16 protein-coding genes are annotated in these 19443 nt (G+C 33.0%); 2 read left to right on the top strand and 14 right to left on the bottom strand.

Features of this window, described 5'->3' with window-relative positions; genetic code table 11:
• Positions 1 to 213: 213 nt before the first annotated feature.
• Positions 214 to 2757 carry an Ig-like domain-containing protein gene (locus B5D16_RS09735; protein ID WP_078766797.1) on the bottom strand — a complete coding sequence of 848 codons (2544 nt, stop codon included), beginning with the start codon at positions 2755 to 2757 and terminating at the stop codon, positions 214 to 216.
• A 171-nt stretch (positions 2758 to 2928) separates the two neighbouring features.
• A complete protein-coding gene (locus B5D16_RS09730) occupies positions 2929 to 4224 on the bottom strand; it encodes an ATP-binding protein (protein WP_078766796.1) in 1296 nt (431 codons plus the stop codon).
• 337 nt (positions 4225 to 4561) lie between these two features.
• On the opposite strand from B5D16_RS09730, the gene B5D16_RS09725 reads away from it, so the two are divergent.
• Positions 4562 to 5506 carry a DHH family phosphoesterase gene (locus tag B5D16_RS09725; RefSeq protein WP_078766795.1) on the top strand — a complete coding sequence of 315 codons (945 nt, stop codon included), beginning with the start codon at positions 4562 to 4564 and terminating at the stop codon, positions 5504 to 5506.
• Positions 5507 to 5563: 57 nt separating this feature from the next.
• The gene (locus tag B5D16_RS09720; protein WP_078766794.1) at positions 5564 to 7291 is read left to right on the top strand and encodes a putative bifunctional diguanylate cyclase/phosphodiesterase; all 1728 of its coding nucleotides are present in this window, start codon (positions 5564 to 5566) and stop codon (positions 7289 to 7291) included.
• Positions 7292 to 7442: 151 nt separating this feature from the next.
• Here B5D16_RS09720 and B5D16_RS09715 read toward each other — a convergent pair whose 3' ends face one another.
• From B5D16_RS09715 to B5D16_RS09665, 12 genes are all read right to left on the bottom strand, one after another.
• Positions 7443 to 8990 (bottom strand): leucine-rich repeat domain-containing protein, encoded by a 1548-nt coding sequence (locus B5D16_RS09715; protein WP_078766793.1) that lies wholly within the window; start codon positions 8988 to 8990, stop codon positions 7443 to 7445.
• Between the two features lie 187 nt (positions 8991 to 9177).
• A complete protein-coding gene (locus B5D16_RS09710; protein ID WP_078766792.1) occupies positions 9178 to 10125 on the bottom strand; it encodes a hypothetical protein in 948 nt (315 codons plus the stop codon).
• Positions 10126 to 10425: 300 nt separating this feature from the next.
• Entirely contained in the window at positions 10426 to 10650 is a 225-nt protein-coding gene (locus B5D16_RS09705; protein ID WP_078766791.1) for a hypothetical protein, read from the bottom strand.
• 64 nt (positions 10651 to 10714) lie between these two features.
• Entirely contained in the window at positions 10715 to 11329 is a 615-nt protein-coding gene (locus B5D16_RS09700; RefSeq protein ID WP_078766790.1) for a hypothetical protein, read from the bottom strand.
• Positions 11295 to 11987: a signal peptidase I gene (locus B5D16_RS12410; RefSeq protein ID WP_143405099.1), complete on the bottom strand. Its 693-nt coding sequence runs from the start codon at positions 11985 to 11987 to the stop codon at positions 11295 to 11297. The genes B5D16_RS09700 and B5D16_RS12410 overlap by 35 nt, the downstream gene beginning before the upstream one ends.
• Complete coding sequence (locus tag B5D16_RS09695) at positions 11987 to 14245, bottom strand: DUF2357 domain-containing protein (RefSeq protein ID WP_143405098.1); 2259 nt, start codon at positions 14243 to 14245, stop codon at positions 11987 to 11989. The genes B5D16_RS12410 and B5D16_RS09695 overlap by 1 nt, the downstream gene beginning before the upstream one ends.
• A gap of 18 nt (positions 14246 to 14263) precedes the next feature.
• The gene (locus B5D16_RS09690) at positions 14264 to 15826 is read right to left on the bottom strand and encodes a hypothetical protein (RefSeq protein ID WP_078766789.1); all 1563 of its coding nucleotides are present in this window, start codon (positions 15824 to 15826) and stop codon (positions 14264 to 14266) included.
• Positions 15827 to 15854: 28 nt separating this feature from the next.
• Positions 15855 to 16643 carry a signal peptidase I gene (locus B5D16_RS09685; protein WP_078766788.1) on the bottom strand — a complete coding sequence of 263 codons (789 nt, stop codon included), beginning with the start codon at positions 16641 to 16643 and terminating at the stop codon, positions 15855 to 15857.
• 49 nt (positions 16644 to 16692) lie between these two features.
• Positions 16693 to 17406 (bottom strand): hypothetical protein, encoded by a 714-nt coding sequence (locus tag B5D16_RS09680; RefSeq protein WP_078766787.1) that lies wholly within the window; start codon positions 17404 to 17406, stop codon positions 16693 to 16695.
• Positions 17407 to 17429: 23 nt separating this feature from the next.
• Positions 17430 to 18209: an EAL domain-containing protein gene (locus B5D16_RS09675; protein WP_078766786.1), complete on the bottom strand. Its 780-nt coding sequence runs from the start codon at positions 18207 to 18209 to the stop codon at positions 17430 to 17432.
• 372 nt (positions 18210 to 18581) lie between these two features.
• Positions 18582 to 19079, bottom strand: coding sequence for a hypothetical protein (locus B5D16_RS09670; protein ID WP_078766785.1), 498 nt, complete (start codon positions 19077 to 19079; stop codon positions 18582 to 18584).
• Positions 19076 to 19441, bottom strand: a complete 366-nt coding sequence (locus tag B5D16_RS09665) for a hypothetical protein (RefSeq protein ID WP_143405097.1) — start codon at positions 19439 to 19441, stop codon at positions 19076 to 19078. Before B5D16_RS09665 ends, B5D16_RS09670 begins: the two co-directional genes overlap by 4 nt.
• Positions 19442 to 19443: the final 2 nt, after the last annotated feature.

Genomic DNA, 19443 nt, shown 5'->3' with positions numbered 1-19443 from the left:
TAGGTTAACGTAAATTACAAGTATTTTTGACGGATTTTAAGCGTTTTGTCCGTATATTTTTGGTAATTTTCCACAAACATTAATACATAAAGAATGATATAGAAGCATCGATTTTACTTTTTTATTTCGTTTCCATTCTTTAAATAATCAAATCAAAAAAGCAGCTATAGTTTAAAAACTATAACTGCTTTTCAGAGACCTATACTTTTATAATTATTTAACTGTTACCTTCACTTTTTTAAACATACCATTCTGTGCATATACATAAACAGTACAGCTACCTTTTCCAACAGCTTTAATCTTGCCTTTGCCTGAAACTGTAGCAACCTTAGGATTTGAAGTTTCATACGAAAGTTTTCTATGTTTCTTAACCTTAAGTTTCTTACTTTCGGCTTTTGCATAAGCCTTAATCTTTGCGGTTTTTCCTTTTTTAAGTTTATATTTTAACTTCTTAACCTTTACCGACTTATCATTTCCAACTTTACCACCCTTAGTGGCTATATGAAGAGTCTTAGATGTAGCAAGAACTTTTCCTTTACCCACAGCTACAACTATGTACTTATAGTATGTACCTTTCTTAAGTTTCTTCTGAGTAAATGACGTTCCTTTAACTTCTTTTAACTTAACATATTTATTCTTCTTACCGCATTTATTTCCATAAACCACATAAGAATCAGCACCGTTAACCTTCTTCCAGGAAATCTTAATGCTGTTCTTTTTAACCTTTGCCTGTTTAGCCTTAAGAAGTGAGAATGTTGAGCCCGAAGCATCTTTTTCATCTGTTATAGAAGTTATCTCTTTATCTTTTTCCGCAAGAGTAACTATCTTATTTCCATAAACATCTTTTTCAATCACAGTTTCATTTGCTGTTACATTTTTATTTTCACTAGTTTTAGTACCTCCTATTGTACCAGCAAATGTCTCTGCAATAACAATCTTTACCTGATCTTTTGGAACAACTCCTACATAACCTGTACCCTGTTCTTCTGTTGCATCAGGATCTCCTTCAGCACCGAAGTTTCCGCCTACTCTCTGAGCATAAGTTGCTCCAACATCAATATCCATCAAATTCACAAGACCATTATATAACTGGTTATAAGTGATTCTTCCATGAGGATAACAGTATTCTGCATCCTCCTTAATATCAACTATTTTCCACTGAATTGCCCATGTTAATGGTGCCCATGTATAGAAGTCCATCTCAAGTGAATCTTTAAACCAATCAGATCTACCATAATCTAATGCTGTACCAAGTTTAAACAAATCAGCAAATCTATGAGCCATCAATGCGAAATCCTGTCTATTAATAAGCTCTTCACCACTGAATTTATTATCGCAAAGTACTGGGTAACCAAAACAAATATTATTAGCTTCGCCCCATTTAACTGCATCGTAATAAGAAGCATCCTTTGGTACATCAGTAAATCTTGTTTTTAAGTTACTAACATCTGGTTTTTTACCAAGAATTTCTCCGGCAAGCATATATAATGTCTGAATAGCACAACCTCTTGTGATAAATCTTTCGTTATTTGGAAGACCATCATTAGTATCAAGTCTGCAGTCTGGAACATTTACGCCATCAAACTTTGAATTTACTAATGATGCATCGATTCTATCATCAAGAGCAATAAGATGTCTCAATTCATCAAATGGATCACTACTTCCACCGTAATCAAGTTTCATTTCATATGCCAAGCCTATTTTTTCTCGGTCTTCATGCATATATGCACCTTCATTAAATGCTTTACAAAGACGATAGTTCTTACTTATGTCTATGTTCTCAATACTACTTAATCCAAACGCTAAGAGATAATAAAGTTTAGGATTATGTGATAAATCAAGTTCTTTTAAACTAACATCGCATTCAACTGCAAGATATGCAAGTTCCGGATTATGTGATAAATCAAGTGATGAAATTTTCTCATTATAGTTACAAACAAATTCCATCAAATGCTTATTGTTACTAATATCTGGATTCTTAGCTGCTGTATTTCCAATATTGTAGTACTGCATTTCCTTCAAATTAGAAACATCTACATCTCCGAGTTCCTCATTATCCCAAATATCAAGTCTTTTAAGAAGAGGATTATGAGATACATCAAGTGTTTTAAGTTTATTACCAAAAGCATCCAACTCACAAAGAAGTTCATTATGAGTAACATCAAGTGTTTCAAGTGAGCAATTGCTACAAAACAAGTTTTCTAATTCTAGATTGTGAGTAACATCAAGTTCCTTAAGATTCTCATTTTTATTACATTCAAGATATGCAAGTTTTGGATTATCTTTAAAATTAAGTTCCTCAAGTTGACAGTTAAAACAATATACCCATGCAAGATCAGGACATGGTGAAAAATCTAATTTTTTTATAGGATTAAATGAACACCATACACCGAAAAGCTTAGGATTTTTTGACAAATCCAATTCGGTAATATTATTGCCCTTACACCACAATCCCTGTAAATCAGGAAAATACTCTATACCCTTTACAGTGTTAACACCACTATTCTCGCAATACAAATTCCAGGTATACTTAATTTCATAGTTATCAAGCCAACCATCACCATCAGTATCCGAATTGATTGCAACGCATTTTCTGAAATTTTCATCAGGGAAATGTGCCTCATCAATTTCAAATTGTTCTTCTACTGGTTCTACTTCTTCTGCTTCTTCATCCGCTCTTACGGGTTGAATACCAAAACTCGTAAAAGCAACTGCCGTACACATAAATGCGGCAATTAATTTTTTCATGCTTTTCATTTTTTCTTGTTTCCTCCTTAAAATAAAAATCCTTCGCACAAACGTACAAAACGCAGCATAACGCCCGTTAACTATTTTATATCTAAATATATATATATGTCAATATAGCAAATATATCTATACTTCTTATATTTTTCTGGGTTTAACTTACACTGAAACATTACACCAAAATTAAATACAAAACACAGCATATAAAGGCACTGATTTAATCTGATTAGTATATCCAAATTGGTTTTCAGAAAAACGTATAGCATATGATGGATTATATTTTTTTCTATAATTATCTAAGCTAACAGATCTTTTATGCCTTCCAGATTTGATTTCTATAGGTATAATTTCATCATCAATTTCAATAATCAAATCTATCTCCATGCTTTCTGTAGGTTTGTAATAATACAAATCTTTTTTGTTACACCTTAATTGTTCTATAACATAATTCTCAATAACGGCACCTTTATAAATATTGTTCGTATCAGAAAGTAATTCCCTTACCCCTAATTGACAAATACTACTAAGTAATCCAACGTCTGACAAATATATTTTAAAACTATCTGGATTTTCATATCCCTTAAGCGGTAAATTAGGAGATTCTAATCTATTTAACTTTATAATCATGTCTGAAGAAACCAACCAATCAATTGGAGTGTAATAATCTCGCTTTACTGCATTTGCACTAACATCTTTATATTTAAACTTTGGATTTTCTCTAGCTAATTGACGTGGAATGGATTCATAAATTGCCGTAATTTTAGCTGTTTCTGGAGCGTTATTAACATATTTTGACATGTCTGCAAGATATGCCAAACGCAAAAAGTCCAGCAAATTCCTATTCACCTTCATAATATTTTTCCCATTATCCACGAAATTAACTACCATCTGTGGCATACCACCAACCAAAAGATAATCATGATATAAATTTAGTGCTTTTTCATGAATACCTGAAGGTATCGGAGACATAGTATCATATGCTTCTTTTATCATATCTCGTAATTTTTCTTCTCCACATGCCAAAAGAAATTCTTCAAAATCCATCGGATACATGTGCACTATTTGTACTTTCCCTACAGGAAATGATGTTTGAAAGCGATTTATTTTCACTCCTAACAAACTTCCTGCTACAATTACACGATAGTTTTCCTTCGCCTCACAAAAATATTTCAACGAAGTAATAGCTCTCTCGCTCTGCTGTATTTCATCGATAAAAATAGGAATTTTGAAATCTATATCTTTTCCCAATAATATACTTAAATTTCTAAGAATATTATCTGGAGATAAGTTTCCTTCAAATGCCGATATTAATTCTGGCTGTTCCTCTAAATTTATATATATATATTCAGAATAATTGTTTTCTAAATATTCACGAACAATCCATGTTTTACCAACTTGTCTTGCCCCTATAACCATCATTGGTTCTTTTATCTGATTTTTATCCCACTCTTGAAGTATTTTTATAAATTTTCGTTCCATTTACCAAACTCCTTTCGTTTATTATTACACTTATATCATCATTTCTTATTACCATATTATCATATTCATATTATATTTCCAAGAAAAAACCGAAAATTTTCAGGTTTTTCGCGTTAATAAAATGAAAATTCTCAGGTTTTTCTCACTCAAAAGCTGAAAGTTTTCAGGTTTTCTGCACTTAACTTTGTCAAAAATATAACTAAAAAAAAGTAAAAATCTATCTTTTTTTAAACCCATTTTCAATTGTTAATCTTCGTTAAATATGGTATCATTAAATATATATATGTGGTCTTTTAGAGAAGGAAAAGATTACATTTCGGGAAAGGTGGTTTTTACTATGGGAGAAGTCAAAAAAAGGCTTGTTACGAGGAGTGATTTTGATGGACTAGTTTGCGCCATGCTCCTTAAAGAATTAGATTTAATTGATGAGATTAAGTTCGTTCATCCAAAAGACGTTCAAGATGGTAAAATTGATTTATCTGAAAACGATATTACAACTAATTTACCTTTTGATCCTAGGGTTGGACTTGCATTTGATCATCACGAAAGCGAACTTATTAGAAATAACGTTGCGGCGTATAAAGAAAAATACGTAATCGATGGTAACGCTAAATCTGCTGCCAGAGTAGTTTATGATTACTATGGTGGAGCTGAAACATTTGTTAATGTTTCAGAAGAGATTATGCTTGCTGTCGACAAAGGCGATAGTGCAGACTTTACAGTTGATGAAATCCTTAATCCCACTGATTGGGTATTAATGAATTTCCTTATGGATGCTCGTACTGGTCTAGGTCGTTTTCACGATTTTAGAATAAGTAACTATAATCTTATGATGGAGCTTATCACTTTCTGTGTTGACCATTCCATCAAAGAAGTACTTGAACTTCCTGATGTTAAGGAACGAGTTGATTTATATTTTGAACAACAGGAGCTCTTTAAAGAACAACTGCGAAACATCACTAAGATTATAGGTAAAGTTGCAGTAATTGACTTACGAGAACAAGAGACAATCTATGCTGGTAATCGTTTTATGGTCTATGCTATGTGGCCTGATACTGAACTTTCAGTTCATGTTGCATGGGGATTTAAAAAACAAAATACAGCTGTTATGATTGGCAAGTCCATAGTAAACAGGAATTCTGATTTTGATATCGGCGCTCTTTGTCTATCATACGGAGGCGGTGGTCATAAAAATGCAGGAACATGTCAGCTTGATAATGATAAAGTCGATGCTGAACTTCCTATAATATTTGCTAAGCTTAATGGCGAAATTCCTGTTTAAAAATTCTAAACTATAATTCTATTAAATTTGTTTTTTGTATGGGGAAGTGGTTATTATATGAATCAAAATATAAAACAAAAATACACAGAGAGGGTTATAAATCGACTGTCAGAGCAGCATAAGAAACCTACGATTTTCTTCATTGTCATAGTGCTCTTATATATAACATCAACTGTACTTACTAGTGCCGCTGCTGCTCATAGCGTATCATTTAATCTTTTTGGTGTTGCAATTCCAGTATATACATTTGCTGGTGCACTATCTGCTATATCGGAAATATGCATTATCTTTATGGCATTTTATTTTGGAAAGCTGGGATATTTTACCGCAATAGCATTACAGTTTATTCAAGTTCAATCTATTATTTTTGGAATAGTTCGCAGACATAATATTACAAGTATTCCTGGACTTTTTTCTTCAGTACTTACAATTATTGCTATTTCAATTATTTACTTAAATAATAAAAAAATAGATATTTACCAAAAAGAACTACGTAGGCAAGCTATAACAGACGGATTGACAGGACTTCCAAATAGATATGCCTGTTCAGAACTAATTGATAATCTTTATTCCAAGAAGGAAAAATATATTATTACTTCAATTGATATAAATGGTTTTAAAGGTATCAATGATACACTAGGTTTTGATATAGGCAACAGCGTATTAAAAGAAATAGCAAATCGATGGATAACCTTAGCGGATACCAATGATAAAAAATCTTCAGATTTTATTGCACGAGTAAGTGGTGATGAATTTGTTATAATAATTAGAAACTACGCTTCGCAAGATCAAGCACTTAATAAAATCAAAGAATACGAGAAAAAACTTACTGAACGTATAACAATTGATGATTGTGATATATATGTTAATGCTAGTTTTGGTTATGCAGAATATCCTTTAGATTCAGATGAAAAAGATTTTGTTTATACTTGCGCAGAAACAGCAATGCATGAAGTTAAGCGAAGAAATATTAGTAATCATATATTGCATTTCACACCTGATATGCTTACCGATGAACACTTACTTGAAATTGAAGGAAAGATAAAAAAAGCATTAGAAGAACAGACATTTTTCTTCCATCTGCAGCCACAATTCAATATGGATCATAAACTCCGTGGTTTTGAAGCATTGGCTCGTATGAAGGATTCTGACGGAGCATTTATAAGTCCTGGTGAATTCATACCAGTTGCTGAAAAGATTGGATTAATCGATAAGGTTGATGAAATGATATTTAGAAAATCAGCATTATTCTTTGGAAAGCTATTAAAAGAAAGCGGCGCAGATATTACTCTTAGCATAAACGTATCTGTAAAGCATTTAATGAAGAATGATTTTCTTGATGAAATACAACGAATTCTTGATGAAAGCGGCGTTCCTGCCACTAATTTAGAAATAGAAATTACAGAATCCATTATGATTGATTCTGTTGATAAAGCACTAGAGTGTATTGACAAAATAAGAGCTATGGGAATACAGATAGCAATTGATGATTTTGGTACTGGCTACTCTTCACTTAGTTATCTAAATAAATTCCCAGCTAACCTTTTAAAAATCGATAAATCTTTTATCGATACTATGAATACTAGCAAATCATCAAAACAATATGTATCTGCTATTATTTCAATGGGACATATAATGGGATTTGATGTTATCTCAGAAGGTGTAGAAGAAGATGCACAAATTGAAACATTGAAAGAAATCGGATGTGACTTTATACAAGGTTATATCTGGGGCAGACCATTACCACAGGAAGAAGCTGAAAAACTTGTTTTGAGTATGTTTTAAAAAAATAAGGTTTATACATAAAACATAAAAAGGATACAGAGTAGATTTGAGTTTTGAGGGGGCACCTCATTTATCTCATCACTTCTCAGTATCCTTTTTATTTTACAAAAAAAATCTAGTTATTAAATTTTTGTCTATTATTTATACTTAACTATTTATTACTCTTAGTTTTCTTGCTTTTAGCCTTCTTACCTTTAACTTTCTTACTCACGATCTTGCTCCAGTTACCGTAATACTTAGTATTATCGATAGTCTTATATGCACGAACACGAACAAAATATTTCTTCTTACTCTTTAACTTCTTAATTGTCTTTTTAGAAATATTAGCCTTCTTAATATCGATAGTCTTAAGTGATTTAGTAAACTTCTTATTACGAGCTATCTGAATCTCATATCCAGTTACTTCTCCATTAGCCTTCTTCCATGTAACCTTTACACGTTTTACCTTAGGAGACTTTACTTTAACACCTGTAATCTTAGCTGGTGTAATAATAAAGTTCTCGCTAACAGTTTCAATATACTTGCCCTTACCATTAACAGTAACTGTAGCTTTACCACACTTTTTATTATCAGCGTAGCTTAATTCATAATCTGTACCAGCCTTAAGGACATCACCTGCTGAGTTTTTAACTACAACATCTGCATTAACACCATTATCATTATATACATAAACTGTTTTATTTAAGCTAACACTCCCCTTAGATAATCTTATATCAATGAATTTAAATTTATTATCTTCAGCATATTTCTGTGCTACAGGAGTTGTACCACATATAGCAAATTTTTCGATTTTTTCATATACTTTTGAATTAGTAGCATGGATATAACCAAATGCATTCTTACCAATTTTTGTTACTGAGTCAGGTATAACCACATCAAGTAAACCTGTACAATTTTCAAATGCTCCATCACCAATAGTTGTTACACTATTTGGAATAGATAATTTTTCTAAATGATTACATCTATCAAAAGCTTCATCACTTATAGTCTTAAGACTGTTAGGCATTATAACTTGAGTTAAAGCAGTACATGATGAAAATGCACGCCATCCAACGCTTTTAACCTTATTAGGTATTCTAATACTCTTAAGACTAGTACACCAAGCAAATGTATCATCACTTATTTCTGTCAATTCTTTAGATAATGTTACGCTCTCAAGTGATGAACAATTTTCAAAACAATATCCACCAATACTTGTAACCGTATCAGGTATTACTATATTTTTAAGGGCGCTACAACCATAAAAAACATAATCATCAATTTTATTTAATCCAGCGTTTAAACTTACATTTTTAAGACTCGTACACTTATAAAATGCATAACTGTCAATTCTTGTAGTACCTAAAAATTTTACATCAGTAAGATATGCTGATTCTCTAAATGAATCATTGCCAATATTTTTTACAGTTGCTGGTATAGTAACTGTCTTTACATTACTCATATAAAAAGCCGCATCTCCTATTCTAGAAACATACTTTCTAGCAAGCATTTCTGGAATAGTAACATTCTCTGATGAACCCGTATAACGTATTATCTCAACTGTACCATCTGAAAGTAATTTGTACTCAAAACCATTAGCAACTGCAGCTTCTACAGTTACTCCAGTACCTATACTTGATAAAAAACTGCTTGGAAGTGCTTCTACACTGCATAGCAACATAGAGGCTGAAAGTACTCCAGCTATAATCTTTTTCTTCATTAAAAAATCCTCCTTAAAAAACCATTTATACTGCTGTCACAAAAACAACGCGACAACAACACAATTATACTCTTATCACTGGAAACTATCAATTATAAAACTAGTTTTTTAAGAACCTATTACTCACAAAAAAAGAAGAGGCATAAAGCCTCTTCTTTTAAATAATTTAACGTTTATAACCAATCTATTAATTAATTGAAACTCCATTATCTGTAACTGTACCTGAATTATCAACTAATGCAAATCTAAATGATACTGTAAGATTGTCAAGTGTATTTGTAACATTTGATGTCTTAAGATCTGGGTCTTCACCTTCAAAATAGAGATAAACATCTACTTCTGTACCAGCAGCTGTTACAGCTGGGATACTTGTAATATTTATATACTGATCACCTGTAAGTGTTGTAGTTCCAGTTTCACTTGCATTTACATAATATGTCTGTGCTGAACTTTGAAGTGGTGCAAAGATATAAGCTTTACCACCTGCTACTACTGCTACTCTTAATGCCTTATCAAGATCAGCTGAATTATTATTACCTGTTACCTGTAAATCTTTAAGTTGGATAGACTGTGCAGCTGTTGTGCCACATGTAATAGCATCTCCATTTGATTTAAGATAATATTTATATTTTACGTAGTAACCTTCACCATTTTGATAACCTGTTGTTCCTTTGTCTATGTATGTAATATTCTGCTCTGCACTTGTACCAGCAACTGCTGCAACTGTATTTTCTGCTGTAGTATAACCTTCACTTGTATTAAGGGTTTTATAACCATCTGCTAAATCACCAGATTCCTGGCCTGATGATGCAAAAGCAGCACTATTAGCCTTTGTACTATAAGCTGCGTACCAAGTAGTTGTATTAGCTGTTGATGTAGCATGGAGTTGAATAGCTGATTCAGGTGTTGTCTGACCAGCTGTTGCTTCATTATCCCAATTTGCATCATTCGCAGTTGCTACCTCATTGATCAAAAGACCTTGATCAGTCTTTGCTTTAACCTGCATGTTAGTTACACTAACTTCTCTATTCATTGTAAACCATGCATATGTTGCCATTCCGAGCATCGCTGTTGATAATAAAAGCATCGATGCTGCACTTGCTATTTTTTTACTATTCTTATTCTGTCTCTTCATAATCGTCACCCTCCTTTTCTGATATTTTTATTCTTTATTATTATTTAAAAAAATCATCAACTTGTTAATTAGTTACTATTGTTACGCTTTAATGCTTTTGGTTACAATGCGTTAAATTTATATGATAATTATACAAAATACTTTTTAATAAAACAAGTTTTTTGTATAAATTTATCGAAAATATCTGTTATTAACAAAAGGTGTTGTGCAAATTGCACAACACCTTTTTATTTTTTTAGACATTTACTCACGAAATCGACATAGTACGTCCTTATTGGAAACTATTTTAAAATTTTTGTACTATAAAGACTCTAATTCTTTCTTTAATTCCATCATATGGTTACGACAAGCCGTAATTTCTCCAGTATATTTATTGAACCACTCTACATCATCTTCATTAGGTTCTTCCTGAAGAAGGATTGCCTGAACCAAGGCAGACTGCGATCTTGCACGTCTTCTTTCTATTTCAACTATAGTTTTTTGACAGGTTTTAATTTCTCTTTTTAATTTACTTTTTCTACTCATATGAATACCCCTCCACTATTAACAATCTTCTAATCAATAACCCTTCCTAATCTTTTTACGATCATTAATATCCTTTCAAATTTATAGTATCGACAAATTTGTCTATTCCTTCATATGAATCTTTATTGTTCACATTCAGTATTTTTTCAAGAATTTCTTTAACTTCATCTATTCTCTGCTGCATTTGCTGAGGATACTTAAGAAAACATGTATAAAGCCCATTTATACTCTTCTGTTCCTTCTCAAAATCATCCAGCAGAAAAGCAAATGCATTCGCATTCGACATATCTGCAAGAATCATTCTATACCTAAGTTCATAGTCAGCCTCTGCATTTTTATAATCATCCAAATCAAAAACTACAGTTTCTAGTGACTTAGTATACTTAGTACGATACGTCTCCTGCACTCTTCCTGCCTGATCCATGTAAAGAGCAATAAATACAATCAATGCAATTGCTAACATTATCGCAATGAATATGGCTCTAATCATCTTTCGTTTCATAATATACTCTTGGCCATAATCGCGAGCCGTATAATGAAGCATTGTATCCACTGAATTATTTTTCTTTACTTTATTAGCCTTTTTATTTTTGTTATTCTCTGTTGATTCTTTTTTTCTAGCCATAATTAAACCTTCATAAACTCTAGTCTGCGTTTTCATCATCTTTAATCTCTTCATCTGCTTTAGCTTCAGATTGAGATTTTAGATATTCTTCCACAGCCGCCTTTTTTAATCTTTCCACCGCTTCTTCGTAAGATTCATTTTCCTTCATCTTATCTCCATCAGATTTACTATCATCACGAACTTTCTTTGTCAACTTCCAAATACTCTTTACTTCATATATAGAAGCAAGAAACATCGGAATAATAACAAATAACATCAATATCTTTCTAAAGTCCATAAAAGATGAGATGAAATTTAATAATCCAACTCTTCCACGATACTTACCAATAACTTGCTCTCCTCTAACAGGGAGTACATCAGATGTTTCATTAGCATCACCCTTTGTTTTAAACCTTCCATCAGGTAAAACATCCACTATTCTATGGATTACCGGCAACCCTTTAACATCCGATTCTTCACTATAATATGCTATAATATCTTCTTTTTTAAGTTCTTTTGTATCTGTTTCTTTAACAAATACATATTCATCAGTTGAAATCGTCGGCTCCATGCTTCCGGTTACAACATGAAGTACATTATAACCAAATAAATTAACTGCTTTTCCTTGTAATGTATTAAAGAAAATATAAACAAGTATTATTGCTCCTACCACTAAGATAGTCCATTCAATATACGATAACGCTTTCCTTAACACCTTAAATGCTTTTTTCATTATGCAGCCTCATCCGTATTTTTTTCCGTAAGTTCTCTTATTTTTCTTCTCATCCTCTCACGTACCGATACATGATATTCTTTATAGAGTGCACGCATCTCCAATTCGATTGCTCTTGTCTCTTCTTCAGTACGTACTGGAGGATTCCATACAGGTTTTGGTTTATTCTTAGCTTCTTTTCTTCTCTTACGTTTAAACTTCTGGTCTTTATAGAATCTAACAAAACTATATGGGAAGTTTGTTGCATACTTTTTGTAGTACACAATAACTTTTTCTCTTTCGAGTTTTTCGTATTCTCTCTTTCTTGCATCTTCTTCTCTTTGACGTAAAATCTTCTTCTGATCTGGATTATCCGTATCTTTTGGAATCACACCAAAGAGTACATATAATAACCATCTAAACAAACGTGGAAGAGAGTAGATTGGATTATAAGTATACATCTTATAAATCTCTCTAAACGGCTTCTTCTCATAAGCCTCACGTTCTGCTTTAAGTCTAGCAGCTCTTTCTTTTTCAATACGCTCTTTCTCACGTTTTTGTTGTTCAAGTTTCATTCTTGCAGCTACTTCCCTTGGATCTTCCATTAGATTCTCCTCAGGTTTTGCTTCTATTTCACCATTAGCAATCTTTTCTTTCTTTTCTTGCATCATGTTAGTAACTTCTTCAATATCATTCTGAGTTACTGTTCCATATGCATTAACCTTTTCGTGGCTTTCCTTCTTTCTATCAAATACTGTTGTATCGACACCTTCTGCCTCTCCAAAGTCCTCTCTGATTGCTTTCTTTTCACGTTCGAGTTTTTCTCGTTCAGCCTTTTCTCTAGCTTCCTGTTCTGCTCGTTTTCTTTCTTCCTCTATACGAGCCTGACGTTCTGCTTCAAGACGAGCACGTTCTTTTTCTTCAGCTTCAATCTCTGCCCTTCTACGTTCAAGCATTTCCTGAATACGTCTCTGTTCTTCTTCGCGTTCTCTCCTGATACGTTCTCGTTCTTCTCTTCTAGCTTCCTCGATACGTTGTTTTTCTTTAAGACGTTCTTCACGTTCAAGTCTTCTTCTTTCAGCTTCTTCAGCTCTCTGCTGCGCTTCTAAGATTCTCCTATCAACTTCAGCATAGTAATTTCTCTCGATGGTAATAGCCTTACCAATCTGATCAAATACGGCCGTTGAATTCTCTGGAAGATCAGAATTCTTATATCCCTGAACGCCTTGAACTTGTATATATCCGACAGCACCTTCTGTATGGACATCATACTGTCCTGATAGAAGTTCTGATTTATATCTTTTTACAACTCTTGGTTTTATAGGCTTATAATTTCTTTTACCTATTGGCTTATAAACATCTTTGACATTACTCTTATCCGTATAACTTTTAAATAGGACAAGATTACATGCCATGGTCTTTCCAAGGTCTTCCACATATTCCTTATTAGGATTAAGTGCCGTATCCTCTACGTTAATCTCATAACCGACCTTATCATAACTTAATATGTATTGCCAAAGTGCAAGACACGCCTTTAAATCAACGTTCTTCATAAGAGCGTTAGTTCGCATAATAGGTGGTTGCACAAAGTTATTCCCAAGACTTGTACAAAGTTCCGAACCTTTGTAGCCTTCTATTGTTTTTTTAAGCTTTTCAACACGTTGCCATACCGTATATCCGCTATCATTTGTTGCTTCAAGACTTCTCTTTGTATCAATGGCGATTTTAACATTAAATGAATTACCATTCTCATCATTTATCTTACTTTCCGCCTCCATTGCATACACTTCTTCGTCTTTTTCAATCTCAGACAGTTTCTGATATCTGGTCATTATAAAAATATACAGTCTGTCAATAAGCGTATTAACGAAACGGTTCTCATATGTACTAAGACTTTCCTCTTTATGCACATTAAGAACCTTTGAAGGAGTAATAGTCCCCTTCTTTTCGTCTACGCTCTGTATCAGATCTGTATGTTGTGCTAAATGCTTTATTGATTCAACTGTAATTTTTTTGGACAGGGCTATCGGAACTATCTCTTCAACGTCCACGATAGTCCTACCAGGATTTCTTATAACATTATCAACATGGATAATGCCATCCTCTATGGCTTCAACCCAAGATACATCAATACTTTTCTCCATGAGCTTTCTGTTCATGGAAATATTGAAACGCCCTAAGCCCATAAGTCTGTTCATATCAACATAGACATCATTTTCATCCATGGTGTCAAATGCACTTTGAAAATCCTGGTACCATTCTCCATATTTCTCGTTCAATAAAAACCTCCGGATTCCCTAGAACAGTTTCTGTAGTCTTTCTAGATATGCAATTGATTCATTCATCTTGCCTTTGCCAAATGATTTGTTAATATATACTACCAATTCCTTAAGTTCATCTCTAAGCATTGCAAGGTTTAAAGATTCAAACTTACGGAATATTTTAGTTGCAAGTATGTAATCAATACCATCAAGTTCATCGCCCCCACATGCGACATATACAGGAACAAAAAGTCCCATCTGCTTGATAATACGGTTACCAAATGCTACTCTCAACTTGTCGATTACCCAAAGGTCAAGCTGATGTATTTTTTTAAGATTCTCTTCTGAAATAGGATATTTTTCAAATGCATCCTGGAATAGATCATTCAAATGTGAGAAACTAATAGTTAACTGATCTGCCTCAGGTGCTTCGAAAGCAACACCCTTTGCATCAAGGTTTATAGGCTGAGCACGGTCATAAACCTTATCTGAAATAGCATATGTGGAATCATCGTTGTTAGCTGTTCCAATATACCAGATATTCTGCGGAATGCGTAAACGTCCATGATCAAGATTCTCTGGATCTGAACTCCATACATTAGGAACAAGATCAAGTTCCCATTCATCTGCGTTAGGCATTTCAAGTATGGATAACATTTCAGCAAAATAGTACTCAATACGAGCAATGTTCATTTCGTCCAAAAGAATTAAATTAACATTGTCATTATAACTTGCTTCATATATTCTCTTAAGAACTTCGGTTTCATTGAAGTTCTTTGTAAATTCATTAAAATATCCAAAAAGTTCTGTTCTATCACGCCATGATGGCTGAACTGATGCAATAGTTGTATCTATACCTAAAAACTTACCAAATGAATATGGTAAAGATGTTTTACCAGTACCAGATATACCCTGAAGGATAATAAGCTTTGTAGAAGCCATACCTGCTAGGAACAATCTTATAGTTTTTATGTCATAATACAAATGCATCTTTGAACATGCAAAGTTACGATATCTTTCACATACACCTGGAAGATCGATTTCATTATCATAGTTAGGTGTTTCGTAATTCTTATAAAACATATCAACTTCATAAAGTTTAGAGAAACGTCTGGTTTGAGTAATAAATATACCTTCGTCTCCTGCTGCCTGTTGAATGTTCTCTGCATCTTCTGTTTCATATTCTTCCGACGTAAGACTAAGAGCTGGTCCACCTCCGCCACCTATCTGAGCAACTTTCATGGCCATGATTCTGTCTTTCTCTTTCGCCATCTTCATAACATCTCTCTGAAGAACAGATATTTCCTCAAGAAGATCTTCGTTACTTACTATGGAATGTCTAAATCTTATATACTTTCTTATAATCATAAGTATAAGTACAAGTATAAGGACGTAAATAACCACGACAACTACAATCGTAAGTATCGCAAGAATCCACTCCGGTGTGCTAAAATCCTTGGAATAAGTCTTAAATATCTTTATGTAATTTTTAATGTTAAATATCTTTATTATGCCTCGGCCTATCCCCTGAAACATTATTTCAAAGCCTTTTAGCATTTCAGATATAAATTCGAAAAACCATCTTAAAAACTTGTCCACTATTTATACCCTCTCATCCTTCTTATGCCTAGTCTTCTGCTACTGATTCTTCAACCTCTTTAACTGTACCCTCTACATCATCTGAAGCTTCTGTATCATCTACATTTTCAGCTTCTTCTATAATTTCAGTACTCTCCGTACTTTCAATTTCTTCTACATCATCTACTGCTTCTTCTGCATTTGCTGCTTTTTCTTTAGCAGCCTTTTCTTTAGCAAGATACTCTTCTACAGCTTTTCTCTTAATTTCTTCTTCATCTTCTTCTGAAATTACACCCTGTTTTGCTTCGATTAAAACAGTGATAAACTTGTATAGTTCAAATATGAAGAATATAGCTATAGGAATAAGTACACAGATAAAGAAACCTTTCTTTGTTGTTACAAAGTCTATGAACTTACCTAAGCCTTTAACCTTTGTACCAGTCCACTTACCTATGATATCTGAAGCACTTACTGGAGTTTCATCATCAATCTGGTTGTTATCACCCTTTGTGATGAATCTCTTTGTGTTATCTTCTTCTGATATTTCAACAATTCTATGAGTATTAATTACTCTCTGTCCATCAATAATAGTATAGAAAGTGATTACATCATCCTTCTTCAATGAATATAAATCATCTACTTTCTTTACCATGATAAGATCGCCTTGTTTAAATGTAGGGCTCATGGAGTCTGATTGTACGCTCATAGGGCTATATCCAAGGAGTGTTGGCACTCCGTTGTTTTTTTCCGATCCAAATACCATTACGGTTATTAAAAATGCAAATATAAGTAATATCCACGCTAAGATGTCAACTACTACGCTAAGTACTTTTTTCATAGTCTATTCTGCCTTTCAAATCTTTCTTTAAGTATTTCTTCTGTTAAAATCAAGTTGATTCTATAATCTTAAAATCCATCTGGAATTTAATAGTTCCGCCTATGATGGCATCCACACAGTCAGGGTCGTTACCCTCTAACCATATAACAACTGTGTACTTATCTCTATCCTTAGGAGCAAATCCTTTCTTTTGAGTTCTCATAATAACTTCAGATGAAAGGAATTCCTCATCACAATCGCTTTCTTTTCCGCCACCACTGCTCTTAGTTTTACCATATAGTGTTTTCTCGCCATTCTTATAAACGGCAACTCGTATGGCATCATCAACATTCTTAGTTACATTTTCAATAAACAATTCACCTTCATAAGAGAGCGTATCGCTTCCTCCGTTTATAACATAGAAAGTGTATGCAATGTAATTCTGACCGTTATGACTTCCGTTAATATTATCAATATTATCCGGAAGATCTTCACCACTAATATTAGTCATATCATAAACTATCTTTGCATTAAGCTCCGAAATGGTATGATCATATTCTGGTGTTTCGGAAAGTGTCAATCCCTGTCTAGCCATATCGTATTTATTTACTTTTACCGTGAAACTTCCAAACTTGTCATAAAAGTACGAAATTATATAGACAATAGCAATTATTGCCACTAATAACCCTATAAGGAGTGCTATTACTCGAGTTACTAAAACATGTCTCTTAACTTCCTTGGCAGTTCGACGGAGTTCCACAACATCACGCATATTATCTGCCAAATCACTCCCCCCCTTCAGTATTATTATCCTTCTTTATCCTCTTGTTTCTCTTCTTTTTTATTCTTTAAGTGTCTTGATGCTACGTACTTACCCACAAGCGGTCCAGAACCATATCTACATTGTGCCTTAAAAAGTAACTCAGCCTGTTCAGCGCTCATCACTCCATCGGCAATGGTTTCCGCACCTAATCCACTAGCAAATTCTACTATGGATTCAACAGCTGCAAGAGATCTGGAATCATCGACCAAATACCCTATCATCTCTTCACTAAGCTGTACAAAATCCACTGGATAGTACGCTAATCTTATAAGTGGCGAATTCATACCACCGAAATTTGTAAGCATAAAGTGAAAACCTCTATTTCGCAAATGCTCTATATTCGTCCCATGTATAGACTTTCCTTCAAAAAGAATATCAGGACTAAGTTCAAAACAGATTTTATTAGTATCCACTCTCGACTCATCCATCTTATCCATAAGATACTTTTGAACATCCTTACTTTCAAGAAATCTTAATGGCATATACATAGAAACCCATCTAAAATAGAATTCACTTTCTTGCATCATTTTTATATTTTCAATCAATTGTCTTAATTCCAACTCAAATAAGGAAACGCACTGGTTGCTAAGTTCCGAAACCTTTCTGAAAGTTTCAGGAACCAATGTTCCTAATTCCGGTGTATTAAGCCTTGTTCTAGATTGAAGGAACTGCAATTCTCCGAACTCAAATTCACGAATTGGTCTGAATTTCATATCTACTGCTCTTAGTCCCCCAACCTTTGTAGTAGTTTCAAAATTTCCCATAAATTATCTCTCTATATTAAAACTGAATTCAAATATTATACTTTTAATAAAGTATAGTTGTTCTATTTAAGTATAAATAAAATTATGAAATATGTCAAGTAAATTGGCACTTTGCGAGATTTTTTTGTGCAAAATTACACAAATTTTTGAAATTAAAAAAATCTCAGTTTTGAACCGAGATTTTTTTCTATAAATCATTCTAAAAAACTATATTAATTTACCAACTACATTCCTAAATTTTGCATCATCTTTTTTCATTATACTCATCCTCCAGTTTTCGAAATCTAACTGTTTCATTATATATAGTTTTTGCCATATCTTCAACTCTTATATAAATAAAGCACCTGCTAATTAATAGCAAGTGCTTTGTTATTATTCTTCTGCCCAATTAGGCTCATCAATTAAATATGTTTCTTCGCTTAAAACTTCTTCAATGCCTTCATTCATATACTTGTCCTTATCAAGATATGTTTTAGTTTCATATAATGTTACTTCATCTATAGGAACTTTTAATATCCATTCCCCTCTTGCTACCATAATTACATCATATTTCGAATCATAACTATTTCTATCCTTTTCATAAATACTTAATTCTACAATCCCTTCATCAGGGAAAACCCAGTAACCATTATATTTTTTTCCTTGAAAAATCAAAAAATGTTTTATTTCGTACATCCATTCTATTTCATAAGCCTTTACTGGTCGAACAATACTTTGCCCCCATTTTATACATTTATTGTCGATATCTTCATCATCATTAACATATAAATAATAATCAATTGGTATTTCTTCAAGTATATCTGATATATGTGACATTCTAAGAATTTTGCCTTTATACTTCACGTATATTCCTATTCTTGTATTACTCAAATTTTCACCCACTTTCCAGATTCAAATCTATAACGTTCTACAACTTTACCATCAACAACTTTATTCAATAATGAACCATCATCTATTTCCAACAATTCTTCTGATTTCCATTCAGGAACTGTTGTGTTATTTTCTCCCCAAAGGAACCCATTTCTAGAGCATGGCTTCGGAGCGGTTTCTGTTCCTCCGAATTCCTTACCATAAGGTGTCTTAATATTTTTCAAATCACCTTCATTTTTTAGATTAAATTCTAATTCCCAATGAGTATTACCATCAACAGAAAAAGGAGTTCCCTCATAATCAAGTCGAAATGTCTCAAACATATCTTTATATTTTTTTATAATCAAACTTTTCTCTTTCATTG

Origin of the sequence: Eubacterium uniforme, from assembly GCF_900167115.1 — a bacterium.
Classification (GTDB): Bacteria; Bacillota; Clostridia; order Lachnospirales; family Lachnospiraceae; genus Eubacterium_S; species Eubacterium_S uniforme.
Note: the sequence above shows the minus strand (reverse complement) of the source record. Positions and strands in the feature narration are given on the sequence as shown.

What these genes read in the sequence shown, in the direction of transcription:
- B5D16_RS09665 (WP_143405097.1), bottom strand. Translation starts at nt 19,441, where the DNA reads ATGAAAGAGAAAAGTTTGATTATAAAAAAATATAAAGATATGTTTGAG.
- B5D16_RS09735 (WP_078766797.1), bottom strand. Translation starts at nt 2,757, where the DNA reads ATGAAAAGCATGAAAAAATTAATTGCCGCATTTATGTGTACGGCAGTT.
- B5D16_RS12410 (WP_143405099.1), bottom strand. Translation starts at nt 11,987, where the DNA reads ATGAAAAAAGCATTTAAGGTGTTAAGGAAAGCGTTATCGTATATTGAA.
- B5D16_RS09725 (WP_078766795.1), top strand. Translation starts at nt 4,562, where the DNA reads ATGGGAGAAGTCAAAAAAAGGCTTGTTACGAGGAGTGATTTTGATGGA.
- B5D16_RS09705 (WP_078766791.1), bottom strand. Translation starts at nt 10,650, where the DNA reads ATGAGTAGAAAAAGTAAATTAAAAAGAGAAATTAAAACCTGTCAAAAA.
- B5D16_RS09700 (WP_078766790.1), bottom strand. Translation starts at nt 11,329, where the DNA reads ATGAAGAGATTAAAGATGATGAAAACGCAGACTAGAGTTTATGAAGGT.
- B5D16_RS09685 (WP_078766788.1), bottom strand. Translation starts at nt 16,643, where the DNA reads ATGAAAAAAGTACTTAGCGTAGTAGTTGACATCTTAGCGTGGATATTA.
- B5D16_RS09720 (WP_078766794.1), top strand. Translation starts at nt 5,564, where the DNA reads ATGAATCAAAATATAAAACAAAAATACACAGAGAGGGTTATAAATCGA.
- B5D16_RS09715 (WP_078766793.1), bottom strand. Translation starts at nt 8,990, where the DNA reads ATGAAGAAAAAGATTATAGCTGGAGTACTTTCAGCCTCTATGTTGCTA.
- B5D16_RS09710 (WP_078766792.1), bottom strand. Translation starts at nt 10,125, where the DNA reads ATGAAGAGACAGAATAAGAATAGTAAAAAAATAGCAAGTGCAGCATCG.
- B5D16_RS09675 (WP_078766786.1), bottom strand. Translation starts at nt 18,209, where the DNA reads ATGGGAAATTTTGAAACTACTACAAAGGTTGGGGGACTAAGAGCAGTA.
- B5D16_RS09730 (WP_078766796.1), bottom strand. Translation starts at nt 4,224, where the DNA reads ATGGAACGAAAATTTATAAAAATACTTCAAGAGTGGGATAAAAATCAG.